The sequence below is a fragment of the Kushneria pakistanensis genome, from assembly GCF_014652795.1.
GTDB lineage: Bacteria > Pseudomonadota > Gammaproteobacteria > Pseudomonadales > Halomonadaceae > Kushneria > Kushneria pakistanensis.
In genome coordinates this window covers 952,022-974,337 of sequence record NZ_BMZM01000002.1, presented here as the reverse complement: position 1 = coordinate 974,337, position 22,316 = coordinate 952,022, and the positions used below count along the sequence as shown (strand labels likewise).

Annotated in this window: 20 protein-coding genes; 11 read left to right on the top strand and 9 right to left on the bottom strand. The window is 61.5% G+C overall.

The window, feature by feature from the left end; genetic code table 11:
* Positions 1–35 precede the first annotated feature (35 nt).
* Entirely contained in the window at positions 36–1,055 is a 1,020-nt protein-coding gene (locus IE123_RS09845) for an SMP-30/gluconolactonase/LRE family protein (RefSeq protein ID WP_229819685.1), read from the top strand.
* Here the strand turns inward: IE123_RS09845 and IE123_RS09840 are convergent.
* On the bottom strand, positions 1,041–2,060 hold the full coding sequence (locus IE123_RS09840) for a DUF535 family protein (protein WP_189517561.1): 1,020 nt from the start codon (positions 2,058–2,060) through the stop codon (positions 1,041–1,043). The two genes, IE123_RS09845 and IE123_RS09840, sit on opposite strands and share 15 nt — an antisense overlap.
* Before the next feature lie 270 nt (positions 2,061–2,330).
* On the opposite strand from IE123_RS09840, the gene IE123_RS09835 reads away from it, so the two are divergent.
* The 3 genes from IE123_RS09835 to IE123_RS09825 all read left to right on the top strand — a co-directional run bounded on the left by IE123_RS09835 (position 2,331) and on the right by IE123_RS09825 (position 7,365).
* Positions 2,331–3,431 carry a cobalt-precorrin-5B (C(1))-methyltransferase gene (locus IE123_RS09835; protein ID WP_189517559.1) on the top strand — a complete coding sequence of 367 codons (1,101 nt, stop codon included), beginning with the start codon at positions 2,331–2,333 and terminating at the stop codon, positions 3,429–3,431.
* A gap of 213 nt (positions 3,432–3,644) precedes the next feature.
* On the top strand, positions 3,645–5,318 hold the full coding sequence (locus tag IE123_RS09830) for a BCCT family transporter (RefSeq protein ID WP_189517557.1): 1,674 nt from the start codon (positions 3,645–3,647) through the stop codon (positions 5,316–5,318).
* 409 nt (positions 5,319–5,727) lie between these two features.
* Entirely contained in the window at positions 5,728–7,365 is a 1,638-nt protein-coding gene (locus IE123_RS09825; protein ID WP_189517555.1) for a BCCT family transporter, read from the top strand.
* Positions 7,366–7,459: 94 nt separating this feature from the next.
* Here IE123_RS09825 and IE123_RS09820 read toward each other — a convergent pair whose 3' ends face one another.
* Entirely contained in the window at positions 7,460–8,215 is a 756-nt protein-coding gene (locus IE123_RS09820) for a 3'-5' exonuclease (protein WP_189517553.1), read from the bottom strand.
* A complete protein-coding gene (locus IE123_RS09815) occupies positions 8,215–10,140 on the bottom strand; it encodes a putative nucleotidyltransferase substrate binding domain-containing protein (protein ID WP_189517551.1) in 1,926 nt (641 codons plus the stop codon). The genes IE123_RS09820 and IE123_RS09815 overlap by 1 nt, the downstream gene beginning before the upstream one ends.
* Positions 10,141–10,375: 235 nt before the next feature.
* Here IE123_RS09815 and IE123_RS09810 point away from each other — a divergent pair, with 235 nt between their 5' ends.
* The 6 genes from IE123_RS09810 (at position 10,376) to IE123_RS09785 (ending at position 16,490) form a co-directional block, all read left to right on the top strand.
* Positions 10,376–10,702 (top strand): DUF485 domain-containing protein, encoded by a 327-nt coding sequence (locus IE123_RS09810; protein WP_189517549.1) that lies wholly within the window; start codon positions 10,376–10,378, stop codon positions 10,700–10,702.
* The gene (locus IE123_RS09805; RefSeq protein WP_189517548.1) at positions 10,699–12,366 is read left to right on the top strand and encodes a cation acetate symporter; all 1,668 of its coding nucleotides are present in this window, start codon (positions 10,699–10,701) and stop codon (positions 12,364–12,366) included. The genes IE123_RS09810 and IE123_RS09805 overlap by 4 nt, the downstream gene beginning before the upstream one ends.
* Positions 12,367–12,587: 221 nt before the next feature.
* Positions 12,588–13,193 (top strand): OmpW/AlkL family protein, encoded by a 606-nt coding sequence (locus tag IE123_RS09800; protein WP_189517546.1) that lies wholly within the window; start codon positions 12,588–12,590, stop codon positions 13,191–13,193.
* Positions 13,194–13,205: 12 nt separating this feature from the next.
* A complete protein-coding gene (locus tag IE123_RS09795) occupies positions 13,206–14,390 on the top strand; it encodes a GGDEF domain-containing protein (RefSeq protein WP_189517544.1) in 1,185 nt (394 codons plus the stop codon).
* A gap of 107 nt (positions 14,391–14,497) precedes the next feature.
* On the top strand, positions 14,498–15,772 hold the full coding sequence (locus tag IE123_RS09790; protein ID WP_189517542.1) for an Nramp family divalent metal transporter: 1,275 nt from the start codon (positions 14,498–14,500) through the stop codon (positions 15,770–15,772).
* 22 nt (positions 15,773–15,794) lie between these two features.
* Positions 15,795–16,490 (top strand): glutathione S-transferase family protein, encoded by a 696-nt coding sequence (locus IE123_RS09785; protein WP_189517540.1) that lies wholly within the window; start codon positions 15,795–15,797, stop codon positions 16,488–16,490.
* Positions 16,491–16,502: 12 nt separating this feature from the next.
* Here IE123_RS09785 and IE123_RS09780 read toward each other — a convergent pair whose 3' ends face one another.
* Genes IE123_RS09780 through cbiE form a run of 3 tightly spaced genes read right to left on the bottom strand, consistent with a single transcriptional unit; the run spans position 16,503 to position 19,129 of the window.
* Positions 16,503–17,042 carry a hypothetical protein gene (locus tag IE123_RS09780; protein ID WP_189517538.1) on the bottom strand — a complete coding sequence of 180 codons (540 nt, stop codon included), beginning with the start codon at positions 17,040–17,042 and terminating at the stop codon, positions 16,503–16,505.
* Between the two features lie 15 nt (positions 17,043–17,057).
* Complete coding sequence (gene cobM / locus IE123_RS09775) at positions 17,058–17,843, bottom strand: precorrin-4 C(11)-methyltransferase (RefSeq protein ID WP_189517536.1); 786 nt, start codon at positions 17,841–17,843, stop codon at positions 17,058–17,060.
* Positions 17,840–19,129, bottom strand: a complete 1,290-nt coding sequence (gene cbiE / locus IE123_RS09770) for a precorrin-6y C5,15-methyltransferase (decarboxylating) subunit CbiE (protein WP_229819684.1) — start codon at positions 19,127–19,129, stop codon at positions 17,840–17,842. Before cbiE ends, cobM begins: the two co-directional genes overlap by 4 nt.
* Positions 19,130–19,241: 112 nt before the next feature.
* Here cbiE and IE123_RS09765 point away from each other — a divergent pair, with 112 nt between their 5' ends.
* Positions 19,242–20,018, top strand: coding sequence for a cobalt-precorrin-6A reductase (locus IE123_RS09765; protein WP_189517534.1), 777 nt, complete (start codon positions 19,242–19,244; stop codon positions 20,016–20,018).
* Here the strand turns inward: IE123_RS09765 and cobJ are convergent.
* From cobJ to IE123_RS09750, 3 genes are read right to left on the bottom strand one after another with little or no spacing between them, the layout of a single operon-like run.
* Positions 20,007–20,792 (bottom strand): precorrin-3B C(17)-methyltransferase, encoded by a 786-nt coding sequence (cobJ, locus tag IE123_RS09760; protein ID WP_189517532.1) that lies wholly within the window; start codon positions 20,790–20,792, stop codon positions 20,007–20,009. The genes IE123_RS09765 and cobJ overlap by 12 nt on opposite strands.
* The gene (locus IE123_RS09755) at positions 20,789–21,598 is read right to left on the bottom strand and encodes a precorrin-2 C(20)-methyltransferase (RefSeq protein ID WP_189517530.1); all 810 of its coding nucleotides are present in this window, start codon (positions 21,596–21,598) and stop codon (positions 20,789–20,791) included. Before IE123_RS09755 ends, cobJ begins: the two co-directional genes overlap by 4 nt.
* Positions 21,598–22,269 (bottom strand): precorrin-8X methylmutase, encoded by a 672-nt coding sequence (locus tag IE123_RS09750; protein WP_189517528.1) that lies wholly within the window; start codon positions 22,267–22,269, stop codon positions 21,598–21,600. Before IE123_RS09750 ends, IE123_RS09755 begins: the two co-directional genes overlap by 1 nt.
* Positions 22,270–22,316: the final 47 nt, after the last annotated feature.

The window sequence follows — 22,316 nt, the reverse complement described above, 5'->3', positions numbered from 1 at the left end:
CTACAGGGTCTTTAACGAAAACAGGGAGAAGGTGCATGTCCCGCTGGCTTCAATCTTTCTCACGCTCGCTGTGTACCGGCCTGCTGATGGCCGGCGTAGGGGCCGGCAGTGCCATGGCCGGTGATGGCGCAGCACCCCGCGTGGTCGGGGAAACCCCCGGCTTTTCAGAGCTCATTGATGATGACGCCGCCATCGAGAAACTCTACGACGGCGGAAAATGGAGCGAAGGCCCACTGGCCCTGCCCGATGGCAGCGTGATCTGGAGTGATATCAAGAACAACCGCGTGATGATCTGGCGTGAGGGCGAGGACGTACAGGAATGGCTCAGACCGGCACAGTTTCATAACGGCCATGCGCTGGATCACAAGGGCCGGGTACTGGCCGCCTCCCACGGCAAGCGCGCCGTCGAACGCCTGAACGAGGATGGCCGATGGGAAGTCCTGGTCGATCTGGACGGCGAACACAAGCTCAACAGTCCCAACGACCTGGTGGTGGATGCTCGTGGGCGCATCTGGTTTACCGACCCGACCTTTGGCATTGATGTGCCGGAAGAGGGCTACGGCGGTCGTTCGGTGACCGGCGGCGAATATGTCTATCGTTTCGATCCGGACAGCGGCGAGCTGACCCGGCTGACAACGCCTGCGGTCAAGACACCCAACGGGCTGGCCTTCTCCCCCGGCGAGCGCACGCTCTATATCGCCGACTCGGAGCTCGGGCACGACCGCGAGGATGCCAGCCTCAACCATCATATCGTCGCCTACGATGTGGACGACGACGGCGCGCTGTCCAACGAGCGCATGTTTGTCGAGGTCTCGCCCGGCGTGCCGGATGGTCTCAAGGTCGACGAAGCGGGCAACGTCTGGTCCAGCAGCGACAGTGGCCTGCAGGTGTTCAGTCCCGAGGGCCAGCGCCTGGGACGCGTCGATCTGCCCGAGCGCACCGCCAACCTGGCCTTTGCCGAACACGAGGGTCAGCATTATCTATTCGTGACCGCCACCAGCAGTCTCTATCGTGTCCCGCTCAACATTGGTGAGGCGCGCTCAGAGCGCAACTGATTCACCTGCCCGCTCCCGCACATCGGTCATGGGTAATGCCGGTGTGTGGGCCACCTCTCCTGCAGGCGCTTTTTCACGCGATACCGACTCGGGCATGGCGCTCAGTGCCTGCCCGACCTGCCCTTCCAGCGCGTCCAGCCAGGCATAGCGCTTTCGGTACATACTGCGCTTTTTGGAGGCGATCACCTCAACGGGCTTGCGTCGCTGGGCGGCAGGCAACACGATCCAGCCGGGTGAGGCCGCCTCACCACCGTGCTCGATGATCAATGCATCCAGATCGAAACCGCGCTGACGGCTGCCATTGGGGCGAGCGCGATAGACATGGTGGGCGTTGTCCACGCAGTAGATATTGTCCATACCCAGCGTGCGGGCGAGCATCTGCGCAAGCTCCACCATTAGCGACTGCGGACGCAGGCCGAAATGCTCCCGGGTGAACTGCCGGTTCCAGTCCGACTGCTGGCGCGAGCCCTGCACGGTGCCCAGACAAAGCGCCGGACGGCCCTGATCGTCACGCATGAACGAAAGGGCCGCACTGTAGAGGCGTTTTTTGGGCGGACGGATGATCATCAGCATCATCTCGCCTTCCTTGTCGTGCGCGCCACGATAGCCCAGATAGATATTGGCCGTTTCCCCGTCAACCACGCACTCCCCCAGCCACAGCCCCGGGCGCTGCGTGATGCGGGCACTGACGTCATCGCTCAGCAGCTGCCTTTGCAGTTGATAATGCAACAGCAGATGTCGCAGCCGCTCGATATGGCCATAACGAATCGAGATATAGGGCCGAAACGGCTTGTTGAGCAGGTTGGCACGGCTGGCCACCGCCTTTTCAAGCACCGGGTTCAGCGACACCCCCATTAACAGGGAGCGATAGACCCCCTGATGCAGGGCAGCGCGCAGGAACATCTTGTAGCGCATTTTCCACTCTCGCCGTTTTGGATAGACGTGGCGGGCGGCATGCCAGGAAGAGAGGCGCTCCCATTGCGGAGAAGCAGTAACGTGATTCATGGCAGGTAACTCATTGCATGGCAGCGTGGTCTGCCCACTCGAAGTGAGCCCCACAATGATTAAGGAAATGTTAAAAACATCTTAAATGACCTTTAACATTGATGGCAAACAGTGTTCGCTATCGTGCTTATCGGCTTTTCACGATCATCACTGAAGCGGCCTCACCACTGCCTCAAGGCCGTTGCACGCTGCGCTGCGGCAATGAGTGGATGGGGTCAGAAGCCTGCGCATGTTAGGATTGACATTGTCTCATCGGGATGCTGATGCGCCATGACCCAGGAACGCGCCCCTCTCAAACGTGGCTGGACCACCGGCTGCTGCGCCACTGCAGCTGCCCGGGCGGCCTATACGGCACTGTTGAGCGGCGAGTTTCCTGATCCGGTCACCATCACGCTGCCGAAGGGGCAAACGCCGGCCTTTGCCCTGGCCGTGCAAGAACGCGGTGACAACTGGGCCATGGCCGGTGTCATCAAGGATGCCGGCGATGACCCGGATGCCACGCATGGTGTGCTGGTGCGCGCAACGATTCGCCTGTTGAAGGCAGGCTCGGGTCTGGTGTTCAAAGCAGGGCCGGGTGTAGGGACCGTGACGCGCCCGGGACTGCCCATCCCGCCCGGGGAGCCGGCGATCAATCCGGTGCCCCGGCGCATGATTCGCCAGGCGCTGGAAACGGTGGCCCAGAAAACGCCCGGCCACCATCAGGTGGATCTGGAAGTCACCATCGCCATCGACGAGGGTGAAAAAATCGCGCTGAGAACCCTCAATGGCCGTCTGGGCATCATGGGCGGGCTGTCGGTATTGGGCACCACCGGCGTGGTGATTCCGTTTTCCTGCTCGGCCTGGATTCACTCGATCCATCGAGGGATCGATGTGGCCCGGGCACGCGGACTGCCTCATGTTGCGGGCTCGACCGGCTCGACATCGGAGATGGCAGTGCAGGCGCATTATGCGCTGGAGGAGAGCGCGCTGATCGAAATGGGCGATTTTGTCGGGGGCATGCTCAAGTATCTGCGCAAGCACCCGGTGCCCCGGGTCACCATTGCCGGTGGCATCGCCAAGATAGCCAAGCTCGGTCAGGGCATGCTGGATGTGCACTCAAGGCGTGGCGCCATCGACCTTGAACGTCTGGCGCGCCTGGCATCCGGGGCAGGAGGTAATGACATCCTGGCCGGGCGTATCATGGCGGCCAATTCTGGCCTCGAGGCCTTTGAGCTTGCCGATGCCGCAGGTATTGCACTGGGCGATCTGCTGGCAGAAAGTGCCTGGCACTGTGCAGCACAGGTCATTGCTCACAGCGGCATCGTGCTTGATGTGATGGTGTTTGATCGACAGGGAATGTGCGTTGGACAAAGCGCTGCTCGTTTGTGCTAACCCGTGAAAAAACGCCCTGCGCAGGCCCTGCACACGGCGCATGGCGGAGGGTATTCACCCAAATTTCATGGGTTCGAGTTATGAGTATCCTTCAAACAGCGTCTACCCTCCTTGATCGACGTTATAAAAAAATACCCGGGCAGACCCGGCTTGACATTCATCCAGCCCGTTTCGTCCTTCGACGTTACCCGGCGACAATGATGGAGAACGATTTTGACGCAAGAACCGGAAAATGAAAAAAAGGATGAGGCCAGTGACGCCGGTGAAGGGATACCGGCGCCTACTGGCGATTCCAACCTGATTGATACCGACTATGTCATCGGTCAGGACAATTTTCAGGGCCGCATGCTCTTCAACGTGGACCTGCACGGCAAGGTGTTTGGCATCTCGTCACTGCTGGTGCTGGTGTTTGTGGTACTGACGTTGACCATGCAGTCACAGATGGAGCCGTTTTTCAACGGCATGAGAGACTGGCTGACCGGCAATCTGTCCTGGTTTTTCATGCTCTCCACCGCCATTTTCGTGATACTTGCCATCGGACTGATCTTCAGCCCGCTGGGCAAGGTGCGTCTGGGCGGTGCCGAGGCCAAGCCTGACCATACCTATATCAGCTGGTTTGCCATGCTGTTTGCGGCTGGCATGGGCATCGGGCTGATGTTTTATGGGGTGTCCGAGCCGATCTCGCACTATACCGAGGCGCTGGGCGGTACCACGGTCGAAAACGGTGTCCGTACCGATGGCGCGCCGCTTGGCGGTGCCATGGGCGACGAGGCCGCGGCACGCCAGCTCGGCATGGCCTCCACCATGCTGCACTGGGGACTCCACCCCTGGGCGATCTATGCCATGGTAGCCCTGTCGCTGGCACTGTTCTCCTTTAACAAGGGACTGCCGCTGACCATGCGCTCGATATTCTACCCGGTGTTGGGTGAGCGCATCTGGGGCTGGCCCGGCCACGTCGTGGATATCCTGGCGGTATTTTCCACCCTGTTCGGCCTTGCCACCTCCCTGGGTCTGGGTGCTCAGCAGGCCGCAGCCGGTCTGAACTATCTCTTTGACATCCCTGATACCGATACCACGCGGGTGCTCCTGATCGTGGCAATCACGACCGTCACGCTGTGTTCGGTGGCAGCCGGGGTCAACGCCGGTCTCAAGCACCTTTCCGAGCTCAACATGGGCCTGGCGTTTGCGCTGTTGCTGTTCATCCTGTTTACCGGCCCGACGCTTGATCTGATCGTTGGATTTTTCAACAACCTCTACGCTTACGTGACCTATCTGCCGGCCCTGTCGATGCCGTTTGGTCGTGAAGACGTCAATTACAGCCAGTCCTGGTCGGCGTTCTACTGGGCCTGGTGGATCAGCTGGTCGCCGTTTGTGGGCATGTTCATCGCGCGTGTCAGCCGTGGCAGAACCGTGCGTGAGTTCCTGATTGCGGTGCTGCTGGTGCCCACCATTGTATGCGTCCTGTGGATGACGGTCTTTGGTGGCGCGGCGATCTTCCAGGTCGACTCCGGCATGCAGGGCGTGGCCGACGCGGCACTGGAACTCAAGCTCTTTGTCATGCTGGGCAATCTGCCCTGGTCGACGGTCACCTCACTGATCGGCCTGCTGCTGATCATGGTGTTCTTTATCACCTCGGCAGACTCGGGCTCGCTGGTCATCGATACCATCACGGCCGGCGGCAAGATCGACGCGCCGACCTCTCAGCGCCTGTTCTGGGCACTGATCAGCGGCGTTATCGCCATCGCCCTCCTGCTGGGCGGCGGCCTGGGCGCCCTGCAGGCGATGGTCATCTCGACCGGCCTGCCGTTTGCCATCGTGCTGCTGATCGGCTGCTTCGGCGTCATCAAGGGGCTGATGTCCGAACCCCGCGCCAAGAAGGTGAAATAACGCACCGGGCTTACTGTGGTTTTGACACAGCAAGCCACAAGGTGAATGTGATGACGGGGCGGCCTTCGGGTCGCCCCGTCTTTTTGTGTCTTCCATGCCGGCAGTGGCGCTAATACCTGTCATCGTTGGGTGGAGGCGACAGGAGGTAATGTCAGTGGTTATCCCATGGTCTACAGGCCATCGCACAGCATGTAATAAAAGGTAACATTATCGTGCCAAACGATAGGGCTCATGTCGTTAACCCCCTGCACGCGGGACGGCAAATGTCGGTTCTGACGCGTTTTTGTTTAACGCATGTCGCGCCCGGGTATTCAAACCGACGTCGTGTTCAGCTAGGTTTATGATTGCGCCGTGAGCGCTTAACTGCTCAACCTGCCAGCGCCTTGATGGCTGTAATGGAGACAATAAATTGAGCCAGACACCCGGTAACAACGACAATGACAGGGATCAGGTCAGCGAAGGCATTCCCGCCCCGAGCGGCAAGGCCAACCTGATTGACACGGACTACGTCATCGGTCAGGACAACATTCAAACCAACCGATTCGGTTTCAGCGTCGACCTGCACGGCAAGGTCTTTACGGTTTCATCACTGGTCATTTTGCTGTTCGTGATCATCACGCTCGCACTGCCACAGCAGATGGAACCCATCTTCAATGGCGCCAAAAGCTTTTTGACCAACAATCTCAGCTGGCTGTTTCTACTGGCGGCCAATATCTTCGTCATCGTGGCGGTATCGCTCATCTTTACCCCGCTGGGCCGGGTTCGCATCGGCGGCATGCATGCCAAGCCCGATTTCAGCTATGCCGGCTGGTTCGCGATGCTGTTCGCCGCTGGTATGGGCATCGGGCTGATGTTCTACGGCGTCTCGGAGCCGATTACCCACTATGGTACCGCCATCACCGGTGACTCCTGGGCACCGCTGGGCGGCGCGCAGGGCAATCAGGCCGAGGCGCAGTCCATGGCCATGGCGGCCACCATCTTCCACTGGGGTCTGCACCCCTGGGGCATCTATGCGATCGTGGCGCTGTCGCTGGCGCTCTTTTCCTACAACAAGGGGCTGCCGCTGACCATGCGCTCGATCTTCTACCCGGTACTGGGGGAGCGCATCTGGGGCTGGCCGGGTCACGTCATTGATATCCTGGCGGTATTTGCAACGCTTTTCGGCCTTGCCACGTCGCTGGGGCTGGGCGCCTCTCAGGCTTCTGCCGGTCTGAACTATCTCTTTGGTCTCCCCAACACTGATGTGACCATGGTCCTTTTGATCATCGGTATTTCCATGGTCGCCCTGCTGTCGGTCACGCTGGGGGTCGACAAGGGGGTACAGCGCCTGTCGCAGATCAACATGGCACTGGCGTTCCTGCTGCTGGTGTTCGTGATCATCGTTGGCCCGACGATGCTGATTGCCACCGACTTTTTCGAAAACACGTTCTCGTATGTCAGGAACCTGCCGGCGCTGGCCATGCCCTTCGGGCGTGAAGACACCGACTTCGTTCACGGCTGGACGGCCTTCTACTGGGCCTGGTGGATCTCCTGGTCACCGTTTGTTGGCATGTTTATCGCCCGCGTCAGCCGCGGCCGCACCGTGCGTGAATTCCTGATTGCCGTGCTGCTGGTGCCGACCGTGGTATCCATACTCTGGATGACCACCTTTGGTGACACCGCCATCGCACAGCTGACCGGTGGTTTTGAAGGCGTCAAGGATGCCGCACTGGAACTTCAGCTCTTCACCATGCTGGGCCAGCTGCCGCTGACGTCGATCACTTCCTTCATCGGCATCGTGCTGGTCATGGTGTTTTTCATCACCTCCTCGGACTCCGGGTCGCTGGTCATTGACTCCATCACCGCCGGTGGCAAGGTCGATGCGCCCAAGCCCCAGCGCATCTTCTGGGCGCTGATCCAGGGGGCCATCGCCATCGCGCTGCTGCTGGGCGGTGGTCTTACTGCCCTGCAGGCCGCCGTCATCACCACCGGGCTGCCCTTCACGATCGTGCTGCTGGCGGCCTGTTACGCCATCATCCAGGGGCTACGCTCGGAGCCACGCTATTGAGATGACCCGGCACGTCAGTGCATTCGACGCGCATAAAAAAGGCGGCCTGCAGGCCGCCTTTTTTTGTGGAGAGAACATCTTCAAAAGCAGAACATTACTCCCAGAGAACGCCAATAGGCGTATCCGGCGCATAGTGCCGGGCGATCTGCGCCTGCAGGAGCTCGGCCGTGGCCAGGGCATCGATCAGGGCATGGTGAGCCTGATAGGCCGGCAGGTTGTAGCGCTCCCGACTGGGATGCAGACGCAGCGACACCGGCCGCCGACCAAGCAGTCGCTGAAACCAGGGCAGCCGACGGTGCTGATAGGCTTCGATCGCCATGGTATCGATCAGCGGAAACAGCAGCGGCTCCTTCAGATAGTGCCGGGCCGCCGCATTGAGAAACTCACGCTCGATCCGGGTGTAATGCACCACGACCAGACGCCCGGCAAGCTGCTCAAGTACTTCGCCGACGACCTTGTCAAATCGCGGCGCATTGGCCAGATCGCTGTGCGTGAGGCGGTGATAGACCACTGAGCGATTGCTGAGCGCTCGCCGGGGCTTGACCGTCCAGTAACTGCTTTGAGCCACCGGAATGCGCCCGAGCGTGAAAGGCTGCACACCGATACTGACGATGCTGTCACGCGAGGGATCAAGACCGGTGGTCTCGATGTCCAGCGCCACCATCGGCACCTCGCTGATTGGCGTCTGCGGATCAAACGTGCCGGCGGCAAAATAGTGCGCCAGACGCTCATCGCGCGTTTTGCTCTGCCGATCCGCCAGATAGGCCGGCCACTCGGAAACCAGCTTCCCGCGTCGGTGCCACTGCCAGCGCCGGTAGTGCTTTTGCAGTCGCTGCGGCCAGTCACGCATCAGCGCCCCCTTCCCCGCGTCGAGGTGGAGGGCATCGGATAGCGGAACTTCAGGAACTTCTGCGCATGGCTGAGCACTTCAAAGGCATCCTTGAGGTTGTGACGCTCGTGACTTTCCACGTTGTCTGGTCTGAGCCGGTTATCCGGCGCCTCGTTGCCTTCAATGGCCAGCGCCTGATGGCGAATGCGCACCATCGAGATGAACTCGAAGGCATAGCGCAGCCGGTCATTGACGCCTTCGGGCAGCAGGCGCGTTTCGGCAATATCCTTGAGGCGATCAATGGTGTTGTTCGCGCTGGAGCCACAGGCCAGAGCGTGTACCCGGACCAGATCCACCAGCGGCGCCGTGCCGCGGCGCTTGAGGTCAATGGCATCCTTGTGCTGGCCATCCTTTTCCAGAATAAAGGTACGAAAGAGCCCCAGCGGCGGTGTTCGATTAAGGGCGTTGCGGGCCATCGCCGCCAGAAAGAAGGGGTGCTGGGGCGCCAGCTTGCTGATCAGACTCTGAAGGCTCTCGAGCATGTTGAGCTCGCCATGGACATAGCCCAGATCGAAGAAGATCGAGCTGTGCAGCAGGGCTTCGGGGTCAGGCTTTTCAATCCAGTCACGAAAGTAGCCCTGCCAGACCGACAGCGGCTGACGCCAGCGCTTATTGGTGGCCATGATATCGCCCTTGCACAGCGGATAGCTGCAGGCCGCCATTCCTTCGCTGACAAAGCGTGCCAACGACTGAAAATATTCATCGTGCTGCTCGGGAACAAAGCTTTCATCAAGCACCATGGCATGGTCCTGATCAGCAAAGACCGTCTGCTCATCGCGCGCGCATGACCCCAGCACCATGAAACAATAAGGCACCGGCGGTGGCCCCAGCTCGGCCTCACCCAGCTCCAGAAGCTTGCGAATGAAGCTTCGACAGATCGTGGCCATGGTGCGCCCGATCATGTGGGCATCGGCCCCCTCATCCACCAGCCGTGCAAAGGCCAGCGGCACATCACCGCTCAGACGCACCAGCCCGGCCAGACCTGACTGGGTAAAGATCGAACTGACCAGATAAAGACTGCTGCGGGTCTCGTAGCGCATGACATCGCTGAGCTGCAACACACCGATCGGCCGACGTCGATACAAAATGGGCAGATGCTGAATGTTGTGATTGAGCATCGTCATCATGGCTTCATAGATCGAGACATCCGACTGGGCAGTAATCAGGCTGGTCGACATCACCTCGCCTACCGGTGTCTCACCGCTGAGGTTTTCCGCCAGCGCCCGCACACAGCAGTCCCGGTCGGTCAAAAGCCCTGCCAGACGGCGAACCTGACCTTCCTGGGTCGTGAAGTGACGCGGCCCGTTGGCCTCCTCGCCCTCATCGCTGAGCACCAGCACGGAGGTCACGTTGTCCTCGCGCATGCGTCGGGCCACCTCGCCTACCGGCGTGCGGATATCCACCATGGTCGGCTTGCGTCGAATCAGCCTGCGCACCCGGGTGCTGGTCATCTGATTGTCGCTGCGCTGCTGATCGATCGTGGCCTTGAGCCGGTCACCGCCGGTTTCGACAAAGTCGGCGAAATCGTCGTTATCGGCGCGCAGCGCGTCAAAAAGCTCGGCGGGTACGAAGTAGATCAGCGTGTCCTCGATGGCCCGCACCGGAAACCTGACACGGCGATTACGCATGATGTCGGAATAACCGAAGATGTCCCCTTCCATCAGCCGGTCAAACAGCTGGCCGCTGCGTCTTGAGACCTCGACGGCGCCGCTGCGAACATAGCAGAGCTCATTGATCTCCTGATCCAGCGCCAGAATGTCGGTTCCCGCCTGGAAGTAGCTGATCTCGACCCGGGTAGCCACCTGGTCCAGCCATTCGTCACCGAGATATTCAAAGGGCGCAAACTGCGCCATGTGCTGGCGAATTTCCAGCTGCTCGATATCCATGTCCCTGCTGCTCCCTGTCATTCCTTGCCGCGGATCGCGTGGGCGATCATCGGCGCCTGATGTCATCACCCCGTGAGGCGTATTCGCTGCGATCGCGACCGGACGTCTTCGCGCCCTGACCTTCTCTTTGGTCGAATCACGACTAAAGTGCTCTGCTCTTTTGCCCTGTTTCCGGGCAAGTATTAGTGGCCATGCACATAAAAACGGTGATCTGCCGCGATAACAAGGATGAGCCATGAATGGACCAACGCACAACGATACCCAGTGGCGCGAGATTCAGCGCAATGCCAGCTTCCAGGAGCTGGTGCAAAAACGCAGCCGTTTTGCCATGACCCTTTCCATCATCATGCTGGCCCTCTACATGGCCTTTATTCTGCTTATCGCCTTTGCCCCCGGCATTCTGGGCACGCCACTGGCCAGTGGCATGGTCACGACATGGGGCATTCTGATCGGTCTGGGTCTGATTGTGGTCGCCATTGTGCTGACCGGCATCTACGTACATCGCGCCAATGGTGAGTTTGATCGCCTCAATGCCCGTGTTCTCGAGGAGATCGGTCAATGAAAGCTTCGCTACCCAGAATAGTCCTGTCAGGCGCGATCGGCCTGCTACTGGCCGATACCGCCATGGCCGACGCCCTGACCGGGCCTGTCACGCAGCAGTCGCTCAACGTGCCGGCGATTATCATGTTCCTGATTTTCGTGGGGATCACACTCTACATCACCTGGTGGGCCTCCAAGAAAAGCCAGTCAGCCTCGGACTACTACGCCGCCGGCGGCAACATCACCGGTTTTCAGAACGGTCTGGCCATCTCCGGCGATTTCATGTCGGCGGCCTCCTTTCTGGGCATCTCGGCGCTGGTGTTCACCTCAGGCTATGACGGCCTGATCTACTCGATGGGCTTTCTGGTCGGCTGGCCGATGATCATGTTCTTGATCGCCGAGCGCCTGCGTAACCTGGGGCGCTACACCTTTGCCGACGTGGCCTCCTTTCGCCTGAGCAAGCGCCCGGTCAGAACGCTTTCCGCCTTTGGCTCGCTGGCCGTGGTGGCACTGTATCTGATCGCGCAGATGGTGGGCGCCGGCAAGCTGATCCAGCTGCTGTTCGGCCTCAACTATCACATTGCCGTGGTCGTGGTCGGCGCGCTGATGGTCTGTTACGTGCTCTTTGGCGGCATGCTGGCCACCACCTGGGTGCAGATGATCAAGGCTGCCATTTTGCTCTTCGGCGCCAGCTTCATGGCGCTGATGGTGCTGATGCACGTGAACTTCAGTCTGGAAGGGCTTTTCAACGAGGCGGTGGCCGTGCACTCAAGCGGTGCTTCGATCATGAGCCCGGGCGGGCTGGTCAAGGATCCCATTTCAGCCATTTCGCTGGGGCTGGCGCTGATGTTCGGCACCGCGGGGCTTCCCCACATCCTGATGCGCTTTTTCACCGTTGGTAACGCCAAGGAAGCGCGCAAGAGCGTGTTCGTGGCGACCGGCTTCATCGGTTACTTCTACATCCTCACCTTCATCATCGGCTTTGGCGCCATCATTCTGGTCAGCACCAACCCGGTCTTTCAGGACAGTACCGGGGCAATCATCGGCGGCACCAACATGGTGGCGGTGCACCTGGCCAACGCCGTGGGCGGCAGTATCTTCCTGGGCTTCATCTCGGCGGTGGCCTTTGCCACCATCCTCGCCGTGGTGGCGGGTCTGGCGCTGGCCGGTGCCTCGGCCATCTCCCATGACCTTTATGCCGGCGTCATCATGAAGGACAACGCCGATGAGAAAAAGGAAGTGCGCATCTCCAAGATCTCGGTGCTGGTACTGGGGATCGTCGCCATCGTGCTGGGCATTGCCTTTGAAAGCCAGAACGTGGCCTTCATGGTGGGTCTGGCCTTCTCGATCGCGGCGAGCTGCAACTTCCCGGTACTGCTGCTTTCCATGTACTGGCGTCGACTGACGACCCGCGGCGCGGTTATTGGCGGCGGACTGGGGCTGATCACGGCGATCGTGCTGATGATCCTCGGCCCGACCATCTGGGTGCAGGTGCTGGGGCACGACAGCCCCATCTACCCCTATGACTACCCGGCGCTGTTCTCGATGGCAGTGGCCTTTATCGGCATCTGGCTGTTCTCGATCACCGACAACTCGGCCTCCGCTGCACGGGAACGGGAGCTCTTCGATGCCCAGTTCGTGCGCTCCCAGACCGGCATCGGTGCCTCCGGCAGCGTTGCTCACTAACCGTTTTTCCCTCTCTCTCCTTTGCCCTGCCTCGCGCGGGGCTTTTTTTGGCCTGTCACCGCCGGTGCCTGTCCTTTCAACGTCCTGTTATGGGCTCATTAAAGTTTGAGAAAACCGGGCCGCTATCTTCACAACATAATGTTACAAGAAAGCGGAGTCACCGGATCATCATGGCCTCATATCACAAGAGGTTTGGACACTGGGCAGCACTGGCAGGCGCCATGGCACTATGTTCGTCGCCCGTGGTGGCGGCCACCACTCGCCCCGGTCTCACACAGGGTGACTGGCTGATCAGGGCCGGGGCGGCGCGCATTACACCAATGGAGATGCGCTCGAACATTCCTCTGATCGATGGCACCGTTGAGACCCCCGATGTGGTCTCGCCGACGCTGGATTTAAGCTATTTCCTGACCGATCACTGGGCCCTGCAACTGGCCGGCGGTGTCTCATCCACCCGTTATCGAGTGGCGGATTCAATGCTGAGCGATTTTGATGTCGGCACCATCAAAACCGCCGCGATAGCGCTGATGGCGCAGTACCACTTCCGTCCGGGCGCCAGCCTCAACCCCTATCTCGGCGTCGGGATGGTCCGGTCGCATACCCTTCGGGTCGACCCGGCCGACCATATCCCCGACTTTGAGGTCGAGGACATCAACAGCATGCTGCTGGGGGCCGGGCTCGACTATCACCTGGGTGGCCACTGGTTTGCCAATGCCGCCATCCAGTATCTGAAAGTGCCGACCTATCAGTTCAAAGGGGAAGGTTTCAGCGCTGAAGTCGATATGGACACGCTCATCACGGGCCTTGGATTGGGATATCGGTTCTAGTGCATCCTTTCGATGAAGCAGAACCTGCATGAGGTAGCGCAAGGCATGCCCTTCACCCCCGAGATGCTTTATCTGGCCAGCGGCATCAGCCGATGCACCTTCCTGCTTGTTTTTCTGGCCACGGTCATCAGCCAGCCCGATGAGTGCTGCCTGCGACACTGGCTGGCAGCGCTGGCCGCGTCGGCCACAGGCTCGCTTCTCATGTCGCTAAGCCCGAGCTATCCAGTGGCGCCCTTTCCTTTGTCATTGATTACCACAACGCTTTTTTTCTCGAGTCTGAGTCTGTCATGGAGCGGTCTTAGAATCTTTTATCAGCGCAGCGTTGATATTCGTGTACTGCTTTCGATCAGCATGGCCCCGGGTATTTTGCTGCTGACCATGCGATGGCTGGACGTTTCGCAATCCCTTCAGCTGGCCATGACCTTTTTTGTCACCGCCCTCATGACAATTCTGGCCATAATTGAAATTCTCAGGCCACCCCGCCGACGAATACTGTCGCAATACGTTGTGGCCATGGCCTTTTCCATCTATTTCGTTGCCCTGTTTGTCCCCTTTCTCATGCTGGTCACGGGCATGATGAGCATGGAGATGATGGTCAGTGGTCAGGCCGCCATCATGGCCGATCAGGTACTCTGCATCCTGATCTATTTCGGTTTTATCGCCATGACCAGCGAGCGTTCAAGCATTACCCTGAAGCGTCTGGCAGAAACCGATCAGCTCACGGGGCTGGCCAATCGACGGGCCGTGCAGGAAATACTCAAGCGACAGGATCACCACCGCCGGACCGATCGGATATCGAGCGTCATCATCATCGATATCGATCATTTCAAATCGGTCAATGACCGGCTGGGCCACGAGGCCGGCGACAGTACGCTCAAACATTTCGCGCAGCATCTGACCGCCATCGTGCGCCAGCAGGACATGGCCGTACGCTGGGGCGGCGAAGAATTTTTGATCCTGCTGCCCGACACCTCGATCGAGGAAGCGGCCTTGATGGCCGAGCGCCTGCGATCCCGGATCGAAACAACGCCCGTCGCGCTGGCGCAGCAGCTTCTGAGCATTACCATCAGCCTTGGTGTTGCCGCCGTACCTCCGGATACGGGTGACGCTGAAAAGGCCATTCATCACGCCGATGAAGCGCTTTACCGGGCCAAACACGGAGGGCGCAACCGGGTCTGTCGCTACGACGCGGCGTAATACATCGCTTTTTTCGGGTGCAGAAAGTCCTGTGCGATGCGCCTTGTGAAAAAAGGCATGCCTTTTGCATTTCAAGGGAGCATGCCCAACTGTCACGAGGCCCGACCATGAAAACAATGACCCGCCATGAAAGCGCCCTTCCCAACGAAGTTCCCTCGCTCGGTATCATGGAACGCCTGCGCGCCCTGGGCCCCGGCGCCATGGTGGCGGCCTGCATTCTCGGGCCCGGCTCGATCACCACGCTATCCGTCGCCGGCGCCGAATACGGCTTCTCACTGCTGTGGGCGGTCATGGCCGCCTCCGTGGTGGCCTTTTGCTTTCAGCGCCCGGTCATTCGCTTCACGCTGGCCACCGGCATGTCGGCGATGGAAGGCATCCGCCAGCGCATGGGCCGAAAATGGGCGATCACGCTTTACGCTGCACTACTTCTGGGCGCCGTGGCCTTCCAGGCCGGCAATTTCACCGGCGCGGCGCTGGCGCTCAACTTCCTGCTGCCTTCGATTCCGATTCTGGCCTGGGTGGGGATACTGGCGCTGGCGGCGCTGGTCATGTGCTGGGTTGGCATCTACCGGCTGCTGGAGAACATCAACCGCGCCATCATTGCCCTGATCGTGCTCTCCTTTGTGCTGACGCTGGCGCTGGCCGGCCCGCACCCGGGTGAAGTGGCCGCCACCGGTTTCTCCTTTCGAGTGCCCGAGGGCAACTACTGGCTGATCCTCGCCCTGATTGCTACCACGCTGCCGCCCAACACCGTGATGGGGCTGTCGGCCTTTATCAAACGCAAGTACAAAGGCGACACCACGACCCCGCTGGACAAGCGCCTGGCCCTGTCACGCTTTGATCACACCACCAATGTGGTGATTACCGGCGTGGTCATGGTGGCCATCCTGCTGTGTTCGGCGGCCGCCCTTCACCCGCTGGGTACCGGCGTGTCAGGCGCCGCCGACATGGCCGGTCAGCTCACGCCGGTGCTGGGGCAGTATGCCGGCGTTCTGTTCTCGCTGGGGCTGTGGGCGGCAGGGTTCTCCTCGGGGCTTTTCAACATTGCGGTACAGCCCCCGCTGCTGGGAGAGGCCACCGGGCGCAACGAAAGCGCGCGCAGTACGCGCAGCCGCAGCGTCATGCTGCTGGCCGCGCTGGCGCCGGTGGTGATCGTGGCGCTTTTCGGCAGTACACCCATCGAGCTGATCCTGACGGCGCAAATGATCAATGGGCTACTGCTGCCGGCGATCGTGGGATCCATCTGGGTACTGTGCAATCAGCGCACGCTGCTGGGGGCGTTGACCAATACGTTCAAGCAGAACCTGGTCTATGGCCTTGTCATGCTGATTGTCTGCCTGCTGGCGCTGCGGGTATTTCTGGGTATGCTGGGGGTGATCTGATCACCCGCCAGGAAGGGATGTCATGCGCTACCGTCTTCATATCGCCAACAAGAACTACTCGTCATGGTCAATGCGCCCGTGGGTGTTGATGCGCGCACTGGGTATCCACTTTGAGGAGGTGCTGACGCCGTTTGAATACGGGTCGCGCCAGCCCTCGTTCGATGCCTTCTCGCCGACTGGCAAGGTGCCCTGCCTGGTGGATGGGTCATTGACGGTATGGGATTCGCTGGCAATCTGTGAGTATCTGGCCGAAGCCACCCCGGCCGTGTGGCCGCAGGATCCGGCCGCTCGCGCCTTTGCCCGCTGTGCAGCCACTGAAATGCACTCGGGCTTTGGCGCCCTGCGCGATGAGTGCTCGATGAACTGTGGTCTTACCATCGAGACCGGCACGCCGAGCGAGGCGCTCAAGCGGGATCTGGCGCGTCTGGAAGCGCTCTGGGAGGCAGGGCTTGAGCGCTTTGGCGGACCGTGGCTGGCCGGTGATGCCTTCACGGCAGTGGATGCCTTCTTTGCCCCGGTCGCCGTGCGTATCTGCGGCTATCAGCTTCCCCTGGGAGAACGCGCCATGGCCTACGTCGAGCGGATGCTCACGTATCCAGCAGTGGCTGAATGGGTCGAGGCCGGTACCAACGAGCCCTGGCGGGAGGCCTTCCACGAAGAAGACTGCATCCGCGGGCGGCGCGTCATCGAGGACCGTCGCCCGCCGGTCGAGGCCTGAGCCTGATAAAGGCTAACGCAGCGTTTCCCCGTCCTGGCGCAGCATCCGGTTGCGCCAGGCGTTCACGTGACCCACGAACTCATGACCACGGTGCACGTGGGCGAGTCGAATGGGATCAGTGTCGGTAAAGCGATTATCCACGTTGATCGGATAGGCCTTCGTGGCCCAGCGCAAAAACCCCGTGCCATAGCTGGCCTGACGTACATCGCGCCAGTTGGTGCCCACGATGCCGCGCTGCCACGGCAAAATGCCGCGATAGCACCACACCCCGTCCTGATCGGTATAAAGGCGTACGCGGCGAATATAAAAAAGCCGATAGACCAGAAGCCCCAGCGCACAGACTACAAAGGCGATGCCGGCATAGAACAGCATCTGCGCCGTGATCGGGGTCATCATGATCCAGCGCGGGGCAAGCATCAGCGCGACGGCAATGGCGATCGCCACCGCCCCCTTGAGAACGGCATCCACATAGGCCACCCACGACAGCCGGTGCTCACGAAACGCATATGACGCGTCACTCTCGGCGCCCTTGTCGGGCAGATCATTTTGCATGCTGTCTCCTCATTCTCATGCAACAGTATCAGGCCCGCCGGCCCTGTCTTCGTGGCGAAAGCGCCGACAATAGCCTGTCTCATACAGCGCGCTGTCACGAAAGCCACTGTTGGAGAGCGCCGGTCCGACCAGAATCAGCGCGCTACGCTCGATAGGCGCCAACGCCAGGCGCGTCACGATATCGCCCAGCGTGCCCTGAATCATTCGCTCCTCCGGCCAGCTGGCGCGATAGACCACCGCGACCGGACACTCCGCCCCGTAAAAGGGCATCAGACGCGCGGTGATCTCCTCCAACCGGTGAATCGCCAGGTGAATGGCCAGCGTCGCCCCGGTCTCGGCGAAGGTTTCCAGCCGCTCGCGCTCGGGCATTTTTGACGCGCGCCCGGAAAGTCGGGTCAGCACCACACTTTGCGCCACTTCCGGCACCGTCAGCTCTCTTTCCAGCAAGGCTGCAGCGGCGGCAAAGGCCGGTACGCCGGGTGTCAGGGTGTAGTCGATGCCGTGTTTTCGCAGGCGCCTGAGCTGCTCGGCCAGCGCACTGTAGACGGAAAGATCACCCGAATGCAGCCGAGCCACCGCTTCACCGTGTTGATGGGCACGCAGGTATTCCTGCTCGATCGCCTCGAGATCCAGTGCGGCCGTGTTGATCAGCCGCGCACCCGGTGGGCAGTAATCCAGCAGCTCGGTGGCCACCGTGGAGCCGGCATAAAGGCATACCGGGCATTGCGCGAGCAGACGCTGACCGCGCACGGTAATCAGGTCGGCCGCCCCGGGGCCGGCACCGATGAAATGAACCGTCATGAGAGCCCCTGAAAATCCATCGGCTTGGTCCAGACCCACTGGGTAATGGTACGCGCCGGCGTCCAGCCGATCATGCTGCCCAGCGGTGCGGTCTGCTCAAGGCTCAGGCGCATCAGCTCACCGCCCAGCAGGCGATGGCATTCGCCGAGTGCCAGCTCGCTTTCAAGCGTTACGGCGTTGGCCACCAGCCGCCCGCCGGGCGCCAGGACATCGAAGCAGCGGGCCATTAGTGCCATATTGCTCACGCCGCCGCCCACAAAGATGGCCTGTGGCGTGGCCAGTCTCTCAAGCACCCCGGGTGCCTCGCCCTGGGCAATCTCAAGACGTGGCACCCCGAACGTGTCGGCGTTGCGACGAATGCGCTGACAGCGGGCGTCATCACGTTCGATGGCCACCGCCTCCAGCGATTCGTCCGTCAACAGCCATTCGATGGCAATGGAGCCGGCGCCGGCGCCGATATCCCACAGCCGCTCGCCCGGGCGCGGCGACAGCCGTCCCAGCGTCATGGCGCGAACGTCACGTCGGGTGATCTGCCCGTCATGCTCAAAGAGGCTGTCCGAGCGCCCGGGCGCCAGTCCGCCAACGGCCCCTTCGCCCTGCTGCATGATCTCGAGTGCCACCACGTTCAGGGCGTCGAATTCACGCGGCTCACGTGCCAGTGCCTTCGCCGTAAAACTCACGATGTGCTCGTGTGGCCCATCCAGCGCCTCCAGCACGGTCATGCGGCTCTCGCCCATATTGCGCTCGGTGAGCATGTCGGCGATCTGCGCCGGTGCGGCACCATCGCTGGTGAGTGCCACAATACGCACCCCCTGATACAGGTGGCCGTTCAGGCGGCTCATGGCACGCCCGTGCAGCGACAGCAGACGGCTTCTCTGTAATGGCCAGCCAAGACGGGCGCAGGCCAGCGAAAAGGCCGACGGCGCCGGAAATACTTCCATCTCGCTGGCGGGTATGTATTCCGAGAGGGTCGAGCCGATGCCATAGTGGAAGGGATCGCCCGAGGCCAGCACGCACACGCGACGCCCGCGCAGCGCCAGCAGCTGATTGATGCCCTCGCTCAGCGGCGAGGGCCAGGCAATCGGCGTCCCCCGAATCAGCGTGGCGGTCAGCGCCAGATGCCGCGAGCCACCAAAGACCACCTCGGCCTGGGTAACCGCCTGACGCGCCTTTTCACACAGCTCCTCGGCGCCGGATTCCTGAATGCCCACAATGGAAAGCCAGGTGTCATGGCGCTGACCATCGCCTGCCATCGGCGCGTCAGAGGGGGCGTCACTGGGGCTCATGCTTCACTCTCCTGTTATATTGCGCCACCCGCCGACACCCCCATCGGGTGTACAGTGGCCGGGGCTTTTGGCATTTCCATCACAACGGAATCGATTACGGCGCTGACAGGCCATGTGTCTACAGACCTCTTCTCATCATAAACGCCTGCTGCTGCTGGGCGGTACGCTTGAGGCCCGCCGGATTGCGGCGCAGCTGGCGACCCTGCCCATGATCACGCTTACCCTGTCGCTGGCCGGGCGCACGCGCGCGCCCATCGACAACGGCGTGACTACGCGCAGTGGCGGCTTTGGCGGCGTTGACGGACTGGTGCACTGGCTCAAGGATCATCACATTGATGCGATCATCGTGGCCACTCACCCCTTTGCCGCCCAGATGGCGCACAACGCCTGCGAGGCAGCCCGCCGGACCGGCCTGCCCATCATGCGCATCAATCGTCCCGGCTGGCAGCGCTCGCCCGACGATCGCTGGCTTGAGTGCGACAGTACCGAGCAGGCCGTCACCCTGCTGGGCAAAACGCCGCGCCGGGTGCTGCTCACCTTCGGGCGCCAGCAGGCCGCGCATTTTGAAGCCGCCCCCTGGCATCACTACGTCGTTCGCAGTATCGACCCCATCGACCCGCCGCTGGCCCTTCCTCATGTGGATAACCTGATCGCGCGAGGTCCCTTTTCACTGGAGGAGGAACGCCGCCTGCTGCGCGAACACGCTATTGATGTGCTCATCACCAAGCACAGCGGCGGCGCAGCAACCTGGCCCAAGCTGGTGGCCGCTCGGGAACAGGGCATTGACGTCATCATGATCCGTCGGCCGGCCATGCCCGATATACCGGTTGTGGACAGCCTTGATGAAACGGGCATGACACGCCTGGTCGCGTGGGTGTCAGCCCTGTGAACCTGTCGCCTCGGGATCGTGTCCGGGCGCAAAGCGCGGCGTGTAGATCAGCGGCGCCTGGCCGGGTCGCTCGACCCGACGGGTTTCCTCGCTGCCGATAATCACCAGCGTTGCCATGTCAGCCTGCTCGGCGCGCGCCTCTTCCAGGGTGGAAAGCGTGATCCGCTCATCCGGGCGACCGGCGGCGCGGGCGAAAATCACCAGTGTCCCGGGCGAGAGCACCTCGCGCAGACGCTCGAGCGCCACGCCAAGCTGCCAGGGGCGCGCCTTCGAGATCGGGTTATACAGCGCCATGACCAGACCGGCACCGGCACAGACCAGCAGCCGGCGCTCGATCAGCGCCCAGGGCTTTAGATTGTCGGACAGCGATATCGCGGCAAAATCATGCCCCAGCGGGGCGCCACAGGCGGCCGCGGCCGCCAGCATGGCGCTCACGCCGGGCACGACTTCAAGGCTCAGTTCACGCCATGCCTGCGGGCCACGCTCGATCTGTTCACACACGGCAGAGGCCATCGCAAAGACGCCCGGATCACCGCCGGAGAGCATCGCCACGCATTCGCCACGCGCCGCCAGGGCCAGCGCCTCACGGGCGCGCGCGCCCTCCTCGCGGTTGTCCGACACCACCCGGCGCGGGTCGTTGATGTCCACTACCCGATCCACATAGGGGCCGTAGCCGTAGAACCAGTCGGCGCAGGCCAGCGCATCGACCGCCTGCGCGGTCATGTAGGGCACCTCGCCCGGGCCAAGTCCGATCACGATCAGTCGGCCGCTCATGAGCGCACCGCCTGTGCATCCGCACCGGCCGGATGCGTACATTCGGCCCAGCCGGGCACCAGCACGATCGAAAAATAGGGCGCCGGGCGATCATCGCGCTCGCTCAGTTTCATGATCTGCTCGCCGGCCATGGTCGCGCGCTCGACATACAGCGCCCGATCCAGCAGTCCCGCACGTGCCAGGGCACTTTTGATCCGCGGCAGGTTGCGACCCACCTTCATGATCACGGCCGCCTCACAGCGTGACAGGCGATCCACCAGTGCTGCCTCATCCAGCGTGCCCGGCAGGATGGTGAGCACATCATCGCCCTGACAGATCGGCACGCCGGCGCTTGACCAGCCACCGGCCATGCCGGTCACCCCGGGAATGACCTCGACATCGAAGCGGTGTTCAAGGCGCACGTGCAGGTGCATCCAGGAGCCAAAAAAGAGCGGATCACCTTCCGACAGTACGGCGACACTGCGCCCGGCGGAGAGTTCGGCAGCCAGTCGTTCGGCGCTCTGCTCATAAAATTCGGTAATGGCACTGCGATAGCCATCGGAGTGGCGATGCAGCTCGGTGGTGACCGGATAATACAGCGCCAGCTCCGGCTGGCCGGGACGCAGGTGTTCGGCGACCACACGCCGGGCATTGCTTTGGTTACCGGCCTTGGCAAACCAGGCGACTACGTCGGCCCGCGCCAGCACCCGCGCGGCCTTGAGGGTCAGAAGCTCCGGATCACCGGGACCTGTGCCCACGCCATAAAGACGCCCGCTGACAGGCGACGGCCCACCAGAGGGCGAGAAGAATTCGGAAGTTGATCGCATCAGAGTCGGTCGCTTGCCAGCGCATTGATGGTGGCCGAGGCGATGGCGCTGCCGCCCATGCGTCCACGCACCGTAATAAAGGGGATATCGAGCCCGGCATCAATCAGGGCCTGCTTGGACTCCACCGCCCCGACAAAGCCCACCGGCACGCCGATGATGGCGGCCGGTCGCGGGGCACCCTGATGCAGCAGGTCCAGCAGATGAAAGAGTGCGGTCGGTGCGTTACCGATGACCACCACGCCGCCATCAAGCTGCTCGCCCCAGAGCTCAATGGCCGCCGCCGTACGGGTGTTGCCGATTTTTTTGGCAAGCTCAGACGTGCGCGCATCGTGCAGGGTACAGATCACATCGTTGTGAGCCGGCAGGCGGGCACGCGTCACGCCACGCTCAACCATGCCGGCGTCACACAGGATCGGCGCGCCCTGAAGGATCGCCTCGCGCGCCCGGGTAATATCGCCACCGCCAAAGACAATCTGCTCGGCCAGTGCCACCACGCCGCAGGCGTGAATCATGCGCACGGCCACATCGGCTTCCAGCGGGGAAAAGCGCGCCAGATCGGCCTCTGAACGGATAATGGCAAACGACTGACGATAGATGGCCTGTCCGTCATGTTCGTAATCATACAGGGAACGTTTGTCAGGCGCGTCATGAGTGCCATGGCGATCGGTCATTGGTTCCCTCATCGTTCAGGGTGGGTATCAGGGCGGTCAGGCGCGCC

Bases quoted from the DNA above. Each gene is read 5' to 3' on its own strand.
- IE123_RS09780 (WP_189517538.1), bottom strand. From the start codon at position 17,042: ATGCAAAATGATCTGCCCGACAAGGGCGCCGAGAGTGACGCGTCATAT.
- IE123_RS09810 (WP_189517549.1), top strand. From the start codon at position 10,376: ATGAATGGACCAACGCACAACGATACCCAGTGGCGCGAGATTCAGCGC.
- IE123_RS09750 (WP_189517528.1), bottom strand. From the start codon at position 22,269: ATGACCGATCGCCATGGCACTCATGACGCGCCTGACAAACGTTCCCTG.
- IE123_RS09815 (WP_189517551.1), bottom strand. From the start codon at position 10,140: ATGGATATCGAGCAGCTGGAAATTCGCCAGCACATGGCGCAGTTTGCG.
- IE123_RS09790 (WP_189517542.1), top strand. From the start codon at position 14,498: ATGAAAACAATGACCCGCCATGAAAGCGCCCTTCCCAACGAAGTTCCC.
- IE123_RS09755 (WP_189517530.1), bottom strand. From the start codon at position 21,598: ATGCGATCAACTTCCGAATTCTTCTCGCCCTCTGGTGGGCCGTCGCCT.
- IE123_RS09820 (WP_189517553.1), bottom strand. From the start codon at position 8,215: ATGCGTGACTGGCCGCAGCGACTGCAAAAGCACTACCGGCGCTGGCAG.
- cobM (WP_189517536.1), bottom strand. From the start codon at position 17,843: ATGACGGTTCATTTCATCGGTGCCGGCCCCGGGGCGGCCGACCTGATT.
- IE123_RS09835 (WP_189517559.1), top strand. From the start codon at position 2,331: ATGACCCAGGAACGCGCCCCTCTCAAACGTGGCTGGACCACCGGCTGC.
- IE123_RS09840 (WP_189517561.1), bottom strand. From the start codon at position 2,060: ATGAATCACGTTACTGCTTCTCCGCAATGGGAGCGCCTCTCTTCCTGG.
- IE123_RS09765 (WP_189517534.1), top strand. From the start codon at position 19,242: ATGTGTCTACAGACCTCTTCTCATCATAAACGCCTGCTGCTGCTGGGC.
- cbiE (WP_229819684.1), bottom strand. From the start codon at position 19,129: ATGAGCCCCAGTGACGCCCCCTCTGACGCGCCGATGGCAGGCGATGGT.
- IE123_RS09805 (WP_189517548.1), top strand. From the start codon at position 10,699: ATGAAAGCTTCGCTACCCAGAATAGTCCTGTCAGGCGCGATCGGCCTG.
- cobJ (WP_189517532.1), bottom strand. From the start codon at position 20,792: ATGAGCGGCCGACTGATCGTGATCGGACTTGGCCCGGGCGAGGTGCCC.
- IE123_RS09785 (WP_189517540.1), top strand. From the start codon at position 15,795: ATGCGCTACCGTCTTCATATCGCCAACAAGAACTACTCGTCATGGTCA.
- IE123_RS09795 (WP_189517544.1), top strand. From the start codon at position 13,206: ATGAAGCAGAACCTGCATGAGGTAGCGCAAGGCATGCCCTTCACCCCC.
- IE123_RS09845 (WP_229819685.1), top strand. From the start codon at position 36: ATGTCCCGCTGGCTTCAATCTTTCTCACGCTCGCTGTGTACCGGCCTG.
- IE123_RS09800 (WP_189517546.1), top strand. From the start codon at position 12,588: ATGGCACTATGTTCGTCGCCCGTGGTGGCGGCCACCACTCGCCCCGGT.